Raw genomic sequence first — 18,180 nt, 5'->3', positions numbered from 1 at the left:
ATGACTCTGGATTTAGCTCATTACCCGACGCTGTCGCTGGCAGATGATCCTGCACAGTTGCGAAAATTACCGCAGGAAAAATTACGTCAGTTTGCCAATGAATTGCGTCAGTATCTGCTTGCCAGTGTCAGTCAGAGCAGTGGTCACTTTGCCTCTGGCCTGGGTACGGTTGAGCTGACCGTGGCTTTACATTATGTGTATAACACCCCTTTTGATCGCCTGATCTGGGATGTGGGCCATCAGGCCTATCCCCATAAAATTGTTACCGGTCGGCGAGAGCGGATGTCCAGCATTCGCCAGAAGGATGGTCTTCACCCTTTTCCATGGCCACCCGAAAGTGAATATGACACCTTCGCAGTGGGCCACTCTTCTACTTCTATCAGTGCCGCCCTGGGGATGGCGGTGGCGGCAGAGAAAGAGGGCAAAGATCGAAAAATTGTTGCCGTAATCGGCGATGGTGCACTAACCGCGGGAATGGCCTTTGAGGCCATGAATCATGCCGGTGACATGGACAAGGATCTGTTGCTGGTACTTAATGACAATGAAATGTCTATTTCTGAAAATGTCGGTGCACTGAACAGCCATCTGGCCCGTTTGCTTACCGGACGCTTCTTCAACTCTATTCGTGATGGAGGCAAAAAGCTGCTCAGCAATGTGCCACCGATCAAGGAGTTTGCCAGCCGTGCCGAGGAGCATATTAAGGGCATGGTGGTGCCTGGTACCATCTTTGAAGAACTGGGGATCAACTATATCGGCCCTATAGATGGCCATGATGTGAATGGTCTGGTGGACACCCTGCGCAACATGCGCAAACTCAGCGGCCCAAATTTGTTGCATATCGTCACTAAGAAGGGCAAAGGGTACGAGAGTGCAGAACAGGATCCGATAAATTACCACGCGGTGCCGAAATTCGACCCCAGTGAAAAAACCCTTCCGAAGGCCAAGGCATCCGGCCCGACCTTTTCAAAAATATTCGGTAACTGGCTGTGTGATATGGCTGGGCAGGATAAAAAGCTTATGGCGATTACGCCAGCCATGCGTGAAGGCTCCGGGATGGTAGAGTTTTCCCAGCGCTTTCCTGCGCAATATTTCGATGTGGCCATCGCTGAGCAACATGCCCTGACCTTTGCCGCAGGTCTGGCCAAAGATGGTCTCAAGCCCGTGGTGGCGATTTACTCCACCTTTTTGCAGCGGGCTTATGACCAGCTTATCCATGATATCGCCCTGCAGAACCTGCCAGTGTTGCTGGCCATTGACCGCGCAGGAATAGTCGGCGCAGACGGCCCCACACATCAGGGTGCCTTTGATATCCCTTTTATGCGCTGTGTGCCGAATATGGTCATTATGACCCCCAGCGACGAGAACCAGTGCAGGCAAATGCTGTACACAGGCTATCAACTCAATCAGCCTGCTGCGGTGCGCTATCCGCGCGGGCAGGGCTGTGGTGCCGAGGTTCAGCAGGATATGACCGCGTTGCCACTGGGCAAGGGCGAGATAGTCCGTAAGGGCAGCAATATCGCCATCCTTAATTTTGGCACCTTACTGCCCGGTGCCAGGGAAGCGGCCGAAGAGATCGACGCTACCCTGGTGGATATGAAATTTGTTAAGCCCCTTGATGAAGAGTTGTTGCATCAGATAGCTAAAGATCACACTACCCTGGTGACTCTGGAAGACGGCGCTGTTATGGGAGGGGCAGGCAGTGCTGTGGGTGAATCTCTGCACCGGCAGAAGCAGGACAATCAGTTGCTCTGCCTGGGTCTGCCGGATCAGTTTATTATGCAGGGCACTCAGCAGCAGATGTATGCAGAACTGAAAATTGATGGTGCGGGGATTATTGAGCAAATCCGCAACTTTGTGGAAAAGCCCTGACCACCCACCCAGCCACACAAGAAGAAATATTCACCACAGAGTCACAAAGGACACGGAGGTGTTAGCAAGGATTTAATCTGTTGAACTCTGCGTCCCCGCGGTGAGAAGTATCTTTTTCGTGTTTTCCATACTTCCCGAATCAATTTCATCTCGCAGAGGCGCAAAGACGCAGAGGGACACGGAGTTGGCCCTATAGGGCCCTGTCGCCTCAATGGCTCCTCGGTAAAAAAATATACGTTCCTGCCTTTGGTGAGAAAAAAGCTTCAACCACGAAGAACACTAAACTCACGAAAAAAAGACAGAGCCGGTTTATGCTTTCCTTTGCGACCTCCGCGCCTCTGCGAGATCCCGGGCTTTTCTTTGTTGGATTTCGCAGAGGTGTTGAAAACTGAAAAAATCAATTGCTCACAGAAAGGCACTGGATTCCCGCTAACACCATGCGGGAATGACCCTCTGCGGATCATAAGTCATGTAGCCTGGATGAAGCGAAGCGGAATCCGGGATACTCTCGCCTCACACGCAAAACATCAACAAAAAGCAGTTTTACCGCAGAGTCGCAGAGAACACGGAGGTGTTAGCAAGGATTTAATCTGTTGAACTCTGCGTCCCCGCGGTGAGAAGTATCTTTTTCGTGTTTTCCATACTTCCCGAATCAATTTCATCTCGCAGAGGCGCAAAGACGCAGAGGGACACGGAGTTGGGGCTATAAGGCCCTGTCGCCTATGGCTCCGTGGTGAAAAGCTTCAACCACGAAGAACACTAAACTCACGAAAAAAAGACAGAGCCGGCTTATGCTTTTCTTTGCGACCTCCGCGCCTCTGCGAGATCCCGGGCTTTAGTTTGTTTAATTTCGCTTAGACGCGGAATTGTAGTGTCGAATTTATTCGACAAATATCCTGAGTTAGTCCAATAAATTGGATCCTACATGGTACTGCTCTTCTCTATGCCTCTGTGGTAAAAAGGCTTTTCCTGCAGAGGCGGGAGCTCAGGAGGGCTTAAAAAAGTCTTGTTCCTGCTCGCTCAGCATGGCCTCGATATCTTCAATATCCATATTGGCGGCGGCCTGGTCCTGTGGGCTTTTGACCGGAATGGCCTTTTCTTCGTTGGCCCATTCGCCAAGGTCGATGAGCTGGCATTTTTTACTGCAAAAGGGCCGGTAGGGACTCATTTCTCCCCACTCCACGGCTTTTTCACAAGTTGGACAATTTACTTTCATTGGCTTCTATCGATCCGGGATTAAATCAGCAACAGGCCAGCTTAAAACTGACCATGGATTCCATGGCCACCTGACCGGCTTCTTCGGGATTGAAAAACATAAAACGTATGGCATAGCGGTATTTATTGCCGCTGAGGGTAGGAAAGTAACCCTGATCGGTCTGGCAATAGACACGAATCATTTCGTTTTTATCATCGGCAACACCCTGATAGAAACCTTTTTCAGCTTCTACCTGCTCAAAGCGACCACGCTCGCGCAAGAATGACAGGGTCAGCTCAATGGCCCGCTTCATCAGTGAAAACTCACTCAGCCAGCCCTGTAAAATCTGTTGTTTATACTGCTGTGACTGACGCAGCCAATAATGCAGGTTGGGTAAATCAAAACTGCAGGCGCCACCGGGAATAAAAAAGCGTTGGCGGATGGACATCAGAAACTTTTCTTCTTTGAGTGCAGAACCAAACTTCTTGGCATTTTTTAATGCATCACGCAGACCTGCAACGTTGTCTTTGGCCTGTTTTAATGCGTTCATATCGATATTCGGGTGCTGCGCCCAGTGATCGAGATTTTTCTCATGTAAATCAATGTCTTTCAGCAAATCATTGCGTACATCAACACGTTCGGCCAGATCCAGCAGGGTAAACAGAGATTCAATAAACTTAACGTACTGCCAGTCTTCCTGAGCGCTATCAGCCTGGCTAAGCTGTCTGAATAGCTGCTCAAGACGCAGATAGGTGCGCACCTTTTCGTTGAGCGGAAATTCAAAAACAGCCTGGTTCATTCGATTACCTCATTGATGCCATTAGAGGAACTACAACGTAAAAGCTTTAGTAATTCAAGCTTTTAGATTGATTTTAGCCAGTTTCAGGTATTTTTCGTGTAATTTCTGCACCTGAGGCGCTAACTGGCTAATCTCACCATTGTTGTCGATCACATCGTCAGCGACAGCCAGGCGATCTTCGCGGCTGGCCTGATGACTGATGATATTGCGTACCTGCTGTTCACTGACCCGATCACGGCTTACAACCCTTTCAAGCTGCCTTTGTGGCTCTACATCTATCACCAGCGTTCTGTCTGTCAGCTTATTCAGTTGGTTTTCAACCAACAAGGGTACGGCAAGGATAGCATACTCAGAAGGGGCTTCTCTGGCTTGTTTGATCAATTCGTGGCGAATAAGCGGGTGCAGCAGATTATCCAGCCAGGCTTTTTGCTCAGGATCAGAAAATACCCTCTCTCTGAGTTGGCGGCGATTAAGCTCCCCATTGTTATCCAGCACAGCGTCGCCGAATTTTTGCCTGATCGCCTTTAAAGCCGGCATACCGGGCGCTACCAGTTCACGGGCGAGGATATCGGCGTCAATCACGCTGACGCCCAGTGCAGCAAACAGGTCGGAAACCTGAGTTTTGCCGCTGCCAATACCGCCGGTCAGCCCAACCAACAAGTGGCTCATGCCAGCATCCAGGACCAGTATATGTCGCTTAGTTGTTCTCCATACAGGAAAGTCACCCATCCGGCCACGGCCAGATAAGGACCAAAGGGGATGGCCTGACCTTTGTCTTTGCCCTGCACGGATAACAGGATGAGACCCAGAATCGCGCCGACAAAAGAGGACAACAGAATAATCATTGGCAGATATTGCCAGCCCACCCAGGCACCCAGCGCCGCCAGTAATTTAAAATCGCCATAGCCCATGCCCTCCTTACCGGTAAGTAATTTAAACCCCCAGTAAACCGACCACAGACTCAGGTAACCGGCGGCAGCACCGATAATCGCCTCAACGGGGGACACAAAAACATGCTGAGTACTTAATAGCAGCCCCAGCCAAAGCAGAGGCAGGGTCAGTTGATCCGGCAATAACATGCGATCCAGATCGATAAAGGTCATGGCTATAAGCAGCCAGCTGAATATCAGTGCTGCCAGCAAAGGCCAGCCAAAGCCAAAATGCCATGCCAGTAAGCCGCTGATAAGGCCAGTCAGTAATTCCACCAGGGGATAACGGGCAGAAATGGGCGTTTTACACTGGCTGCACTTACCCTTAAGCCATATCCAGCTCAGCAGCGGGATATTTTCCCAGGCCCTTATCTTATGCTGGCATACCGGACATTGTGAATCCGGTTTAATCAGGTTAAAACGGCTTTGTTCAGGACTTTTTTCAGGATCAAAATAGCTTTGATATTCCTGCTTCCAGCTGCGCTCCATCATAATCGGCAGTCTGTGGATCACCACATTTAAAAAACTGCCCACCATCAACCCCAGCACCAGGGTGAAACCGATCAGAACAGCGGGAGAATCGCCCAGCAACAGCATCATATCGTTCATATTATCAGCCTGTGTTGGTCGCTTATTCGTAGCCCCAGGGCACCGGCGGCAAATCAACAGGTTTGCTCAGATCAAAGTCAACCCGGAACTCACGCCCTTCGCGGATAAGCCGGTAGGTAAAACGCTCAGGATAAATATACATCTGCCAGATATTGGTGTTGGACTGGGGTATACCCTGTGTGACAAAAAGCTCTTTGGAATACTGATCGGCAGGAAAAGACTGCACATTGTCCCAGCCGGCATCTGTGGTATGTCCGCCGTACATGGTCGAAGTATCATGGCTGCCGTCCTGCTTACGATGGTCGTGCTTGAGACTGATGCCAGAGCCGGTTTTGGTTAAAATCCAGGTACGGGAATGATCGTCTCCCACATGAAAAGGAATGTGTAACTGGTGCGCCTCACAGTTGCGCACGTGCATGATCAGCGGGCCTTCAAAGCCCGGCTGTGATGGCGTGTCTACGGTAACTTTACCGGCATAGGCCTTACCGCAATGGGCCTTAAGCTTGTCAAAAAACGCATCCTGGGTTGGGATAGACACCAGCGGTGCCGGTTGTACTATATTGGCCTGCAGACCCACGCTCGTACCCGCTAATACAAGTAAGACCATTAATTTTCTTAGCATTTTTATTCTCTTACAGATAAAAGTGCAGGAGATTAAACCACATTACCCATCTGGAAGATAGGCAGGTACATGGCCACGATCAGGCCACCGATAACCACCCCGAGCACTGCCATAATCATGGGTTCGAGCAGGCTGGTGAGGCCATCTACCATATCGTCCACTTCACGCTCATAGATAGTGGCAATTTTGCTTAGCATCTCGTCGACGGCGCCGGATTCTTCGCCGATGGCAATCATCTGCGTCACCATATCCGGGAATACCGCAGTGGCACGCATGGCCACGTTCATCGGCATACCACCGGCCACTTCCTTGCGGATATGCAATATAGCATCTCTGAATACCGCATTACCGGCCGCACCGGCGGCGGACTCCAGCGCACCAATCAAAGGCACACCGGCAGCAAAAGTGGTAGCCAGGGTGCGGGTAAAGCGGGCAATGGAGGCTTTTTTCAGGATCTCGCCGATAACCGGAACCTTAAGGATTTTCTTGTCAATCTTATCTCTCAGTGGCCGCGATTTTTTATAGGCCCGGGCAAAGAGTATGGCGCCCACAAACATGGCGGCGGCAATATACAACCCGTTGTTCTGTACAAAACGGGAGATACCTAATACAAACTGAGTAAAGGCCGGCAGCTCGGCGCCAAAGCTGCTGAAGATCTCCTCGAATTGGGGTACCACAAATATCAATAGTACGGTGGTGACGATAAAGGCCACCACAATGACTGCGATAGGGTAGAACATGGCCTTTTTAATCTTGGATTTTAATGCCTCGGCTTTTTCTTTATAGGTGGCGATACGATCATAAATGGTTTCCAGGGCACCGGACTGCTCACCGGTTTCCACCAGGTCGCAGTAGAGATCCTCAAAATGATCCGGGTGTTTGCGCAGGGCATAAGAGAGCGGATTCCCGGCTTTGACCTCATTGCCGATATCGGTCAGCATCTTGCGCATACTGGCCTTTGAGTGGCCTTCGGCGATCATATCTATGGTCTGGATCAGAGTGACACCGGCGCCGAGCATGGTGGCAATCTGACGGGAAACGATACAGATATCTTCGGCATTGATTTTGGCCGAACCTTTACCAAATAAGGGTTTGGAAAATTTTTTTACCTTAGTGGCGGAAACCCCCTGTCGTCTTAGCAGATTGCGGGCCTCGGTCATAGACTTGGCGCTGATCTCGCCTTTTACCTGCTGACCTTTACGGTTTTTACCCTGCCAGACAAAAATATCCAGCGATTTTGCTTTTGCCATAATTCGATTTCCGCTAGTTAAACCTGTTGCCTAAGCTCAGACAAAAAAGCCCAGCATAGACTGGGCTTTTATTACTATGCTAATTAAGTTTTAGCATAAAGTAGCTGGGTCACATACGATGTCCCAACGCAGATTACCGTTACCAGTGGGATTAGGTGTTAACTCGTAAGAGCCGGTACCAGTAATATTTGAATCAGTCGGTTTTACACCTGTAACTACACCGGCTGCTGTTGATACGCCAGGAATACCAGCACCAGCAGCAATGTCGGCTGGGATACCATTGGCGCCACCGTTACAATCAGCCAGAGGGTTGCCCATTTGGAAGCAAATCTCTACCGCTGATTTGGCGGCCTGAGTCGCATTTGTTACTTCTGCAAAGCGGGCTTTCTCGGTATAATTCTGATATGCGGGCAGAGCAATAGCAGCCAAAATACCGATAATGGCCACTACAATCATCAATTCAATCAGGGTAAAACCCTTGTTGTTAGTCATCTGAGTTTTCATCGTTTATCTCCAGTGCATCTTTATTGATGCTTTAAAGTTTGCTGACAGGAACCATAGTCAAGCCAGATGACAAAATGTACTGACCTGATTTGTTTCTCCAGAGTCAGTATAGGCCCCTTTTGCTTTGGGACAAGTATTGGGTTTAATACCTGAGTCTTGATTCCAGACCTGTCCGCTCAGCCTCTCACTGCCACCCATCAGTTGTCGTTGATAATACGCAGTGACAGATCGATAGCGCGGATATCCTTGGTCAATGCCCCACAGGAGATATAGTCCACCCCGGTTTGCGCCAGTTCTGGCAGGGTGTCGAGGGTCACATTACCGGAGACTTCCAGTTTCGCCTGGCCCTTGTTACGTATAACCGCTTCTTTGATATCCGCCAGGGTAAAGTTATCCAGCATCAGAATATCGGCACCAGCGGCAAGACCTTGCTCCAGTTCATTAAGGTTCTCTACTTCCACTTCCACCTGTTTGTCGGGATGCTGTTTACGGGCGGTGGCCACAGCCTTGGTAATAGAGCCACAGGCAAGAATATGGTTTTCTTTAATCAAAAAGGCGTCGAACAAACCCATACGATGATTGACGCCACCGCCACAGCGCACTGCGTATTTTTGTGCGGCGCGCATTCCGGGCAGGGTTTTACGGGTATCCAGTATTTTGGTGTTCGTACCGCTTAGCACTTTGGCATAATCGGCCACTGTGGTCGCCGTGGCTGAAAGCGTCTGCAAAAAATTCAGCGCGGTGCGCTCACCGGTCAGCAGGGTGCGGGCAGGCCCACACAATTCAAATAATGTGGCGTTTGCCTTGACGCGGTCACCATCTTTTACCTGCCAGTTGACCTGGACCTTATCGCCTAACTGACGGAACACTTCATCAACCCAGGCCTGACCGGCAATCACAGCATCCTGCCTGCAGATGACCCTGGCCTTAACCCTATGGGTTTCAGGGATGAGGTTAGCGGTAATATCCCCCTGCAGCGCAGTCTGATAGCCCAGATCTTCATCCAGCGCAGCGGCGACGGCGCGCTTTATTTCTTGTTCCAGTTGCAGCATAGATTATCCACCGATTTTGCTGAGTCTCAATAGATGGCAGAGTATACCCTAAGCGGAGGCAGATTGGCCTGCTGAGGTTGAGCTTTAATAGGTAGTGGCAGGTGTCAGATATAGCCATTCTCCGGATTGGCGAAAATCCAGTTGTTTCAGTGCACTCATGCCCAGCAATATGGCATCGGATTGCATTCCCGGATTCAGGTTGGCATCCAGATCCCGCAAGGTCAGATCCCCCAGTTGCAAGGTATCAATACGGGTTTTCGCCACATTAACACTGCCGTTAGCGGTCATCACCCTTTGCACTGCACCTGGTTGTAAATTCAGGCGCTCGGCCAGATGCATAGGCACCGACACCTGTGTGGCACCGGTATCCAGCAAAAACACCACAGGCTGGCGGTTGATTAAGCCACTGGCTACGTAATGGCCCTGTCGGTTGCGTTTAAGTTTAACCTCAGTGGCCTGGCCTTGTTGATAACTGATCGGTTCGGGATTGGGGTTAAACTGCCTGGCAAGCTGTTTGTCGAAAAACAGGGTTAACAGCACCAGGGCGCACAGCCAGGCCATTACCCACATCCAGCGACCGAGTTTCTGATTGGTTGGGTCTTTTGTCGGCTCTGGCATGGGATTTCCATCTGAAAAAGGAATGTCTGCTGATATAGTATCCAAAATCACTGATTAAGTTCATCTATTGTATGTTTGATGCACCCGGCTGGCATAGCTCAGCCCTGAAACACCCCTCACTCCATTGTGATCAGCGCCCGGATGGGGAAGTGAGCCTGCTGGTAATACATAATATTTCCCTGCCGCCGGGTGAGTTTGGCGGTCCTTATATCAATCAGCTTTTTACCGGTACGCTGGATTGTGCAGCTCATCCTTATTTCAGGGGGCTGGAGGGGCTTAAGGTTTCCAGCCATTTTCTGATTCGCCGCGACGGCAGTCTGATTCAGTATGTACCAACCGGTATGCGGGCATGGCATGCGGGGCTATCCTGTTTTCAGGGGCGCAGCGCCTGTAATGACTTCAGCATAGGTATAGAGCTTGAGGGCACCGATACACAGCCATACAGCACCGACCAGTACAGATCCTTACTGACATTGACGGGTGATATCATGCAGACTTATCCTCAGATTACTTTGGGGCGCATTATCGGCCACTGTGATATTGCACCCGGCAGGAAAACCGATCCCGGCCCGGCTTTTGACTGGCCCGGTTTCAGAAAGCAATTAAGGGAAATATTATGACACTGATCAGTTTATTGCTGGTGCTGGCCATTGAAAGAGCAACCAGTAAAACGTCTTACTGGCAGTCGGATTATTATATCAGCCGTTATACGAAGTGGCTGGAGAAACGAGACATCCTTACAGCGGAAATCTCTCTGCAACTGTTGTTGGCCATTGTACTGATCCCTGCGCTGGTGCTGTGGTTTGCTCTTTACCAGCTGGATGCATTTTTTATTACCTTTATCGTCGATACCGCGGTACTGATGGTTTGTATAGGTTGTCCGGGCCTGCGCCAGAGTTACAAAGGCTATTTGCAGGCAGCATCCCGGGGCGACACCGAAGCGTCGGTATTATATGCAGAGCAACTGGGTTACCCCTGTGATTCGGGCAACACCTTCGGGCAGTGTCTGGTGTGGGTGAATTATCGTCATTACGCGGCTGTGGCCATCTGGTTTGTGGTGTTTGGTGCAGCGGGTGCATTGCTTTACGTTTTATCTTCATCTGTACTCAGATATCTGCTTGAGCGCGAACATGCTCAGCAATCTCAATGGCAAAAAGTGATGGAGATTATTGACTGGGTGCCGGCCCGTGTTCATACCCTGGGTCTGCTGGTGGTGGGGCATTTTTCGAGAGGCCTGAACATCTGGCTCGAATACCTGGGGCGCGGCGATGCACCGGCCCGTAAAATAGTTACAGAAGTGGCGCAGGCCGCCGAATACGTTGAACCAGAGGGAATTGAATGTACAGAAGAGCCCTGCACTATGGTCAGGCTGGTGAAACGCAATATGATGGCGTTGTTGGTCGTTGTTGCGGTACTGACCCTGGCCGGGGTGGTGCGCTGATACCCGGGGTGCTGACTCCGTATTCTCCCCTGCTGATGTCTGGCTCGTGAATAATTAGTCAGCTTTTCTGCATTTGGTCTGACCAGCTCCGGAGACGCTTCGCAGCTTCGGTCACTGCGTTGATGGAATGTGGTTGCTGTTTTCTATACTGAATCTTTATTTTACCTTTGAATTATTTTGCACTAAGCTAATAGGTTAATTGGTATTACCATTTTGATTTTTTCGGCTTCAGGTTCAGTCAATGCAACGAATTCGCGCTAAAAAGTTGTCCGATGTGATTATGGAACAAATTGAGTCCATGATCCTCGACGGTAATCTGACTGCCGGGCAACGATTGCCCGCAGAGCGTGAACTGGCTGAGAAGTTTGCGGTATCAAGGCCGTCTCTGCGCGAAGCGATTCAAAAGCTGGAAGCCAAAGGTCTGGTCTACAGAAGGCAGGGAGGTGGCACCTTTGTGCAATCGGAGCTGGCGCTTTTAGAAAATGCGCCTTTGCTGGAACTGATTGCCTCGCGGCCTGAATCTCAGTTTGATCTGCTTGAGTTTCGTCTGGCCCTTGAAGGAATGGCGGCCTATTACGCAGCACTCAGAGGCACAGAGTCGCAGAAGCAGGAGATTCAGCAGGCGTACAAAGCCGTACAGAAACTGCAACAGCAGGAGCCGGAGAATCAGGCGGCGCAGGCGAAGGCCTTAAGCAGTTTTTACCAGCAAATGATCCAGGCCTCACACAATATGGTAATGCTGCATATTTTCCGTGGTTTGTTACCTTTATTGGAAGATAACATTCGACGAAACCTTGAAGTCTTATGTGCTGACCCGGATGTCAGTGAACAGATGAACAGGCAAAGGGTAAGAATACTGGATGCGATAGTGGCCAGTGATCCGGAACAGGCCAGACTGGCCAGTAACGAGCATCTGGCTTTTATTGAAGAAACCTTGCTCAACATAAACCGGCAAAACAGCAATTTGCAGCGTTCGCTGCGTCGTATTGAATTGCCACAGTAATCATGAAACAGAAACAGAACAGTAGCGGAGCCCTGATAAACAGGCATCCGTAGTCAGAATTCACTAACCAGATAAAGGAAAGCGCTATGGCAGAACAGATGAAGCCAGACGTGGATCCACAGGAAACACAAGAATGGCTCGAGTCACTCGAGGCGGTACTGGAAACAGAAGGTACGGATCGTGCCCATTTCCTGCTTGAATCCCTGATCGAGAAGGCTCGTCGTAACGGTGCCCACTTACCTTATACCGCCACTACGGCCTACGTGAATACTATTCCTGCCGGTCAGGAGCCGACTATGCCAGGGGATCAGAGCATTGAGGCCCGGATCCGCAGTGCTATTCGCTGGAACGCCCTGATGATGGTGCTGCGGGCGTCGAAAAAGAATCTTGAGCTGGGCGGTCATATCTCCAGCTTTGCTTCTTCTGCCATGCTTTACGATGTGGGCTTCAATCATTTTTTCCGCGCGCCGAATGAGCAGGATGGTGGTGATTTTCTGTATATCCAGGGCCATGTGTCTCCGGGCATATACTCTCGGGCTTACATTGAGGGCCGTCTGTCAGAAAATCAGTTGGATGGATTTCGTCAGGAAGTAGACGGCAAAGGCCTGTCTTCGTATCCACATCCCAAGCTGATGCCGGAATTCTGGCAGTTCCCTACTGTGTCTATGGGCTTAGGGCCAATTCAGGCCATCTATACTGCTCGTTTTCTTAAGTACCTGACAGACCGAGGCATAAAAGATTGCTCCAATCAGCGGGTCTGGTGTTTCCTCGGTGACGGTGAATGTGATGAGCCGGAAAGCCTCGGCGCTATTGGTCTGGCCGCCCGTGAAAGCCTGGATAACCTGACCTTTGTGATCAACTGTAATCTGCAACGTCTGGACGGCCCGGTAAGGGGTAACGGTAAGATTATCCAGGAACTGGAAGGTACCTTCCGCGGCGCTGGCTGGGAAGTGTTTAAGGTGATCTGGGGGCGTTACTGGGATCCACTGCTGGCCCGCGATACCAAAGGCAAGCTGATCGATCTGATGAATGAAACCGTGGACGGTGAGTATCAGAACTATAAAGCCAAGGGCGGCAAATACACCCGCGATAATTTCTTTGGTAAGTACCCGGAACTCAAAGAAATGGTTGCCAATATGTCCGATGAAGACATCTGGCGCCTGAACCGTGGCGGTCATGATCCGGTTAAGGTGTATGCCGCCTATAAGCGTGCGGTTGAGACCAAAGGTCGCCCGCAGGTCATTCTTGCCAAAACCGTAAAAGGCTATGGTATGGGCGCCGCCGGTGAAGGTAAGAATATTGCCCACCAGGTCAAGAAAATGGATATGACTGCGGTAAAACAATACCGCGACAGATTTAATATTCCTGTCAGTGACGACAAACTGGAAGAGCTGCCTTATTTCCGTTTTGATAAAGACAGCTCGGAAATGAAGTACCTGCGTGAACGCCGCGAAGCCCTCAAAGGCTATATGCCTGTGCGCCGCCCCAAGGCCACTGAAAACTTGCCGGCTCCGGCTATGAAGGCTTTTGAAGCGGTCACCAAGGGCTCTGGTGAACGGGAAATCTCCACCACAATGGCCTTTGTGCGGGTATTGACCGCCATGCTTAAAGATAAGCAGGTAGGCCAGCGCGTGGTACCCATTATTCCAGATGAGGCTCGCACCTTTGGTATGGAAGGGTTGTTCCGCCAGGTGGGGATCTATTCCCATCACGGACAGAAATATGAGCCACAGGATGCCGACCAGGTGGCCTATTACCGTGAAGACAAAAAAGGCCAGGTGTTGCAGGAAGGGATCAATGAACTCGGTGCCATGGCCTCATGGCTGGCTGCGGGAACCTCTTATTCCAACAATGATCTGCCGATGATACCGGTGTATATCTACTACTCCATGTTTGGTTTTCAGCGTGTGGGCGATCTGGCCTGGGCCGCTGGCGATAGTCAGTGCCGGGGCTTTCTGGTCGGCGGTACCGCAGGGCGTACCACCCTCAACGGTGAGGGCCTGCAGCATCAGGATGGCCACAGCCACAGCCAGGCGGGGCTGATTCCTAACTGTGTCAGCTACGATCCCACTTATGGTTATGAAATCGCGGTGATTGTACAGGACGGCATGCGCCGGATGTTCGAAGAGCAGGAGAATGTGTTCTATTACCTCACCGTAATGAACGAGAACTACGTACAGCCGCAAATGCCAAAAGGTATTGAAGAAGGCATCATCAGGGGCATTTACAAACTGGATCAGGTTAAGGCCACTAAGACCAAGCAAAGCGTCAAGCTGCTGGGCTCAGGCACTATCCTGTTGCAGGTTCGTGAAGCGGCAAAACTGCTTAAAGACAAGTTTGGTATCAGCTCTGAAGTTTACAGCGTGACCTCTTTCAATGAGCTGGCCCGTGATGGCCTGGACTGTGAGCGTCACAATATGCTCAATCCGGGTAAAGAAGAACAGGTGCCCTTTATCACACAAGTTCTGAGTGAAGGTGTTGACGGACCTGTTATCGCCGCCACGGATTATATTAAATCCTATGCTGATCAGGTTCGCGCCTTTGTTCCCGGCCCCTATAAAGTGCTGGGTACTGATGGCTTTGGCCGTTCAGACAGTCGGGCGAATCTGCGCCGTCACTTCGAGGTAGATGCCGGCTATATTGTAGTGGCCAGCTTGCATGAACTGGCGAAATCCGGCGCCATCGATAAAAAACGGGTGGCTGAGGCCATTAAGATGTTTTCTATCGATGTCGATAAGCTCAACCCGCTATACGCCTGATCGGCGAGGAGAGAATCAGAATGTCAAATATTAAAGATGTACTGGTCCCCGATGTAGGCGGGGAAGAAGTTGAAGTCATTGAGCTCTGTGTTGAGGTCGGTGATGAAATCGAAGCAGAGCAATCGCTGATCACCGTTGAGAGCGATAAGGCGAGCATGGATATTCCGGCGCCATTCTCCGGAAAAGTCTCAGAAATCCTGGTCCAGGTGGGTGACAAGGTGGCTCAGGATAAGCTTATTCTGAAAGTTGAAGCCAGTGATGGCGACAGCAGCGCCGATGATGCCGATGAGAAAGAGACTGACGAAGAACAACCGTCTTCTGAATCTTCAGCAGAGGAAAGCCAGGATAACGAGACCGAAGCCAATAAGTCTGAAAAAGCTGAGAAGCAAGACAAGCCAAAATCCTCCGGCGGCGAAAAAGTCGTCAAGGAAGTGCAGGTGCCGGATATCGGTGACGACGGCGAAGTGGATGTTATCGATGTGCTGGTGGCTGTGGGCGATGAGGTAGAAGCAGAAACCGGCCTGATTACCCTGGAAACCGACAAGGCCACTATGGATGTGCCTGCGCCTTTTGCTGGTGTGGTCAAAGAGCTTAAAGTATCAAACGGCGATAAGGTCAGCCAGGGCACACTGATTGCCCTGATTGAAACTCAGCAAGCCGGTGATGATGCCACTGCTGAAGAGCCAGAGTCTGAACAGACTGAAAGCAAAGAGAAAGAACCGGCCAGCTCTGAAGCAACAGAATCTGCACCGAAGAGCTCCTCTTCCGGCGCACCAAAACCACCGCCGGTGCCGCATCATCCTTCAGCCGGAGATAAGCCGAAAACAGGTACAGTACATGCCTCGCCCGCGGTGCGCCGAGTGGCCCGGGAATTTGGTGTGGATCTGAGTCAGGTTAGCGGCAGCGGCCGCAAAGGACGGATTGTTAAGGAAGATGTGCAGTCTTATGTGAAATATGAGCTGTCGCGGCCGAAGATGACGCCGGGCTCTTCTGTCGGTAGTGGCAGTGGCGGATTGCAGGTACTGGCACCGCCTAAAGTGGATTTCTCTAAATTTGGTGAGGTGGAAGAAGTACCACTGACCCGGATCCAGAAGATCTCCGGGCCCAATCTGCATCGTAACTGGGTGACCATCCCTCATGTTACCCAGTTTGAAGAGGCGGATATCACCGAGGTGGAAGCGTTCCGCAAACAGCAGAATCAAATCGCTGAGAAGAAAAAACTCGGGGTCAAGATCACGCCGCTGGTGTTTATTATGAAAGCCGCCGCCGATGCCCTGAAAGCCTACCCGGTATTTAATACGTCGTTGTCTGAGTCCGGTGAAAGCCTGATTCAGAAGAAGTATTACCACATTGGTATTGCCGTAGACACCCCGGGGGGGCTTGTTGTACCGGTAGTACGGGACGTGGATAAGAAAGGCATTTATGAGCTGTCTGAAGAGTTGATGGAAATCAGCGGCAAGGCCCGCGACGGTAAGCTTAAGGCGGCCGATATGCAGGGTAGCTGTTTTACTATCTCCAGCCTGGGTGGCATAGGCGGTACCGCCTTTACGCCTATCGTCAATGCTCCGGATGTAGCCATACTTGGTGTATCCAAGAGCGAGATGAAACCAAAGTGGAATGGTAAAGACTTTGAGCCTCGTCTAATGTTGCCCTTGTCGCTGTCTTATGATCACCGGGTGATCGACGGTGCCGTGGCAGCGCGCTTTGCGGTGCATCTGAGCCGTGTAATGGGCGATATCAGAGAGATGCTGTTGTAGACACGAGAAATAATGCTGATCCCGGATTTCGCTTCGCTGCATCCGGGCTACCTCTTCCATAGGGATTACGTAGCCCGTCAAGGAGTGAAACGGATTGCGGGAGAGGATAAACCACAGACGCATATAATGGTTACGGTCGTTTTTTTGCTTCTGCCCGGCGGGCTAGGTAGAATTCGCCCGTCTGTATCCTAAAACAAAACAACGAATTTTTACCCCTGAATGATAGAGGTCACAAATGAGCGAAATTAAAACACAACTGGTGGTGCTGGGAGCCGGACCAGGTGGGTATTCCGCCGCTTTTCGCGCTGCGGATTTAGGCATTGAAACCGTCATCGTTGACGCCCGGGATACCCTTGGTGGCGTTTGTCTGAATGTCGGTTGTATTCCTTCCAAGGCCTTGCTGCATGTGGCCAAAGTCATCGATGACGCCAGAGAAATGGCCGATCATGGGGTCAGTTTCGGTGAGCCGAAAATCGATCTGGACAAAGTCCGCAGCTGGAAAGACAGCGTTGTTGGCCAGTTGACCAAAGGACTGGCGGGCATGTCAAAGATGCGTAAAGTTAAGCACATTCAGGGCTATGGCAAGTTTACCGGTGCCAACACCCTGGAAGTGGATGGAAAAGACGGCAAGACCACCATCAAGTTTGATAACGCCATTATTGCTGCGGGCTCAGAGCCGGTTTCTCTGCCCTTTATTCCTAAAGATGATGACAGAGTTATCGATTCTACCGGCGCGCTGGAAATGAAAGATATTCCTGAGAAGATGCTGGTACTGGGCGGCGGTATTATCGGCCTGGAAATGGGCACCGTGTATAAAGCCCTTGGCTCACAGGTTGACGTGGTGGAGTTTCTTGATCAGCTGATTCCGGCGGCAGACAAAGATGTGATCAAGATTTACCAGAAATACGTCAAAGACAAGTTTAATGTGATGCTGGAAACCAAGGTCACCAATGTAGAAGCCAAAAAAGACGGCCTGTATGTCACCTTTGAAGGCAAACAGGCGCCTGATGAGCCGGTACGCTACGACAAAGTATTGGTAGCTGTAGGCCGTAAGCCTAATGGTGGTGTGGTCGATGCCGATAAAGCCGGTGTTAAGGTCGATGACAAAGGCTTTATCAGCGTTGATAAACAGATGAAGACCAATGTGGAGCATATTTATGCCATCGGCGACCTGGTCGGCCAGCCCATGCTGGCGCACAAAGCGGTGCATGAAGGCCATGTAGCTGCCGAGGTGATTGCCGGTCAGAAGCATTACTTTGATCCCCGTGGTATTCCTTCGGTGGCCTACACCGACCCGGAAATTGCCTGGGTGGGACTGACCGAAAAAGAAGCCAAAGAAAAAGGCGTGGACGTTGAAACCGCCACCTTCCCCTGGGCAGCTTCCGGCCGTGCCATCGCGTCGAGCCGCACAGAGGGCATGACCAAAATGATCTTTGAGAAAGACACCGGTCGTGTAGTTGGCGGAGCCATCATAGGCATTAACGCTGGTGAAATGCTGGGTGAAATCGGTCTGGCAATCGAAATGGGTGCCGATGCCGAAGATGTGGCGCTGACCATTCATGCTCACCCCACATTGAATGAGTCTATTGGTCTGGCTTCTGAGATTTACGAAGGCAGCATTACTGATATGCCTAACCCTAAGGCCAAGAAAAAGTAAATCAAACTCTGATTTAGCAGAGCAGACTATTAATGCCAGTCAGGTAATACTGACTGGCATTTTTTATGCGCATATAAAAAAGCCTGGGCAATGACTAATGCATGTCAGTTAAATAT

16 protein-coding genes are annotated in these 18,180 nt (G+C 50.7%); 7 read left to right on the top strand and 9 right to left on the bottom strand.

Going from position 1 to position 18,180, the window contains the following annotated elements:
• Positions 1-1,869, top strand: coding sequence for a 1-deoxy-D-xylulose-5-phosphate synthase (gene dxs / locus AT746_RS16165; RefSeq protein WP_062482384.1), 1,869 nt, complete (start codon positions 1-3; stop codon positions 1,867-1,869).
• 985 nt (positions 1,870-2,854) lie between these two features.
• On the opposite strand, the gene yacG is transcribed toward dxs, so the two are convergent.
• The 9 genes from yacG to AT746_RS16120 form a co-directional block, all read right to left on the bottom strand.
• The gene (gene yacG / locus AT746_RS16160) at positions 2,855-3,085 is read right to left on the bottom strand and encodes a DNA gyrase inhibitor YacG (protein ID WP_062482382.1); all 231 of its coding nucleotides are present in this window, start codon (positions 3,083-3,085) and stop codon (positions 2,855-2,857) included.
• Positions 3,086-3,110: 25 nt separating this feature from the next.
• Positions 3,111-3,863: a cell division protein ZapD gene (gene zapD / locus AT746_RS16155; RefSeq protein ID WP_062482379.1), complete on the bottom strand. Its 753-nt coding sequence runs from the start codon at positions 3,861-3,863 to the stop codon at positions 3,111-3,113.
• Positions 3,864-3,917: 54 nt separating this feature from the next.
• Positions 3,918-4,532 carry a dephospho-CoA kinase gene (gene coaE, locus AT746_RS16150; RefSeq protein WP_062482376.1) on the bottom strand — a complete coding sequence of 205 codons (615 nt, stop codon included), beginning with the start codon at positions 4,530-4,532 and terminating at the stop codon, positions 3,918-3,920.
• Positions 4,529-5,401 (bottom strand): prepilin peptidase, encoded by an 873-nt coding sequence (locus AT746_RS16145; RefSeq protein WP_062482373.1) that lies wholly within the window; start codon positions 5,399-5,401, stop codon positions 4,529-4,531. The genes coaE and AT746_RS16145 overlap by 4 nt, the downstream gene beginning before the upstream one ends.
• 22 nt (positions 5,402-5,423) lie before the next feature.
• A complete protein-coding gene (locus AT746_RS16140) occupies positions 5,424-6,008 on the bottom strand; it encodes a hypothetical protein (protein WP_062482370.1) in 585 nt (194 codons plus the stop codon).
• Positions 6,009-6,055: 47 nt separating this feature from the next.
• Entirely contained in the window at positions 6,056-7,273 is a 1,218-nt protein-coding gene (locus AT746_RS16135) for a type II secretion system F family protein (protein WP_062482367.1), read from the bottom strand.
• Between the two features lie 90 nt (positions 7,274-7,363).
• Positions 7,364-7,777: a pilin gene (locus tag AT746_RS16130; RefSeq protein WP_062482364.1), complete on the bottom strand. Its 414-nt coding sequence runs from the start codon at positions 7,775-7,777 to the stop codon at positions 7,364-7,366.
• Positions 7,778-7,974: 197 nt separating this feature from the next.
• Positions 7,975-8,829 (bottom strand): carboxylating nicotinate-nucleotide diphosphorylase, encoded by an 855-nt coding sequence (gene nadC / locus AT746_RS16125; RefSeq protein WP_062482361.1) that lies wholly within the window; start codon positions 8,827-8,829, stop codon positions 7,975-7,977.
• Positions 8,830-8,913: 84 nt separating this feature from the next.
• Complete coding sequence (locus AT746_RS16120; RefSeq protein WP_231730956.1) at positions 8,914-9,447, bottom strand: retropepsin-like aspartic protease family protein; 534 nt, start codon at positions 9,445-9,447, stop codon at positions 8,914-8,916.
• 71 nt (positions 9,448-9,518) lie between these two features.
• On the opposite strand from AT746_RS16120, the gene ampD reads away from it, so the two are divergent.
• The 6 genes from ampD (at position 9,519) to lpdA (ending at position 18,064) form a co-directional block, all read left to right on the top strand.
• Positions 9,519-10,067, top strand: a complete 549-nt coding sequence (gene ampD, locus AT746_RS16115; protein ID WP_062482358.1) for a 1,6-anhydro-N-acetylmuramyl-L-alanine amidase AmpD — start codon at positions 9,519-9,521, stop codon at positions 10,065-10,067.
• Complete coding sequence (gene ampE, locus AT746_RS16110) at positions 10,064-10,888, top strand: beta-lactamase regulator AmpE (RefSeq protein WP_062482355.1); 825 nt, start codon at positions 10,064-10,066, stop codon at positions 10,886-10,888. Before ampD ends, ampE begins: the two co-directional genes overlap by 4 nt.
• 241 nt (positions 10,889-11,129) lie before the next feature.
• A complete protein-coding gene (gene pdhR, locus AT746_RS16105) occupies positions 11,130-11,891 on the top strand; it encodes a pyruvate dehydrogenase complex transcriptional repressor PdhR (RefSeq protein WP_062482352.1) in 762 nt (253 codons plus the stop codon).
• A gap of 86 nt (positions 11,892-11,977) precedes the next feature.
• A complete protein-coding gene (gene aceE / locus AT746_RS16100) occupies positions 11,978-14,650 on the top strand; it encodes a pyruvate dehydrogenase (acetyl-transferring), homodimeric type (RefSeq protein WP_062482349.1) in 2,673 nt (890 codons plus the stop codon).
• A gap of 20 nt (positions 14,651-14,670) precedes the next feature.
• Positions 14,671-16,407 (top strand): dihydrolipoyllysine-residue acetyltransferase, encoded by a 1,737-nt coding sequence (gene aceF, locus AT746_RS16095; RefSeq protein WP_062482346.1) that lies wholly within the window; start codon positions 14,671-14,673, stop codon positions 16,405-16,407.
• 235 nt (positions 16,408-16,642) lie between these two features.
• A complete protein-coding gene (gene lpdA / locus AT746_RS16090) occupies positions 16,643-18,064 on the top strand; it encodes a dihydrolipoyl dehydrogenase (RefSeq protein WP_062482343.1) in 1,422 nt (473 codons plus the stop codon).
• Positions 18,065-18,180 lie beyond the last annotated feature (116 nt).

The organism is Lacimicrobium alkaliphilum (assembly GCF_001466725.1).
Lineage (GTDB): Bacteria > Pseudomonadota > Gammaproteobacteria > Enterobacterales > Alteromonadaceae > Lacimicrobium > Lacimicrobium alkaliphilum_B.
This window is presented reverse-complemented; position numbering and strand designations above follow the sequence as displayed.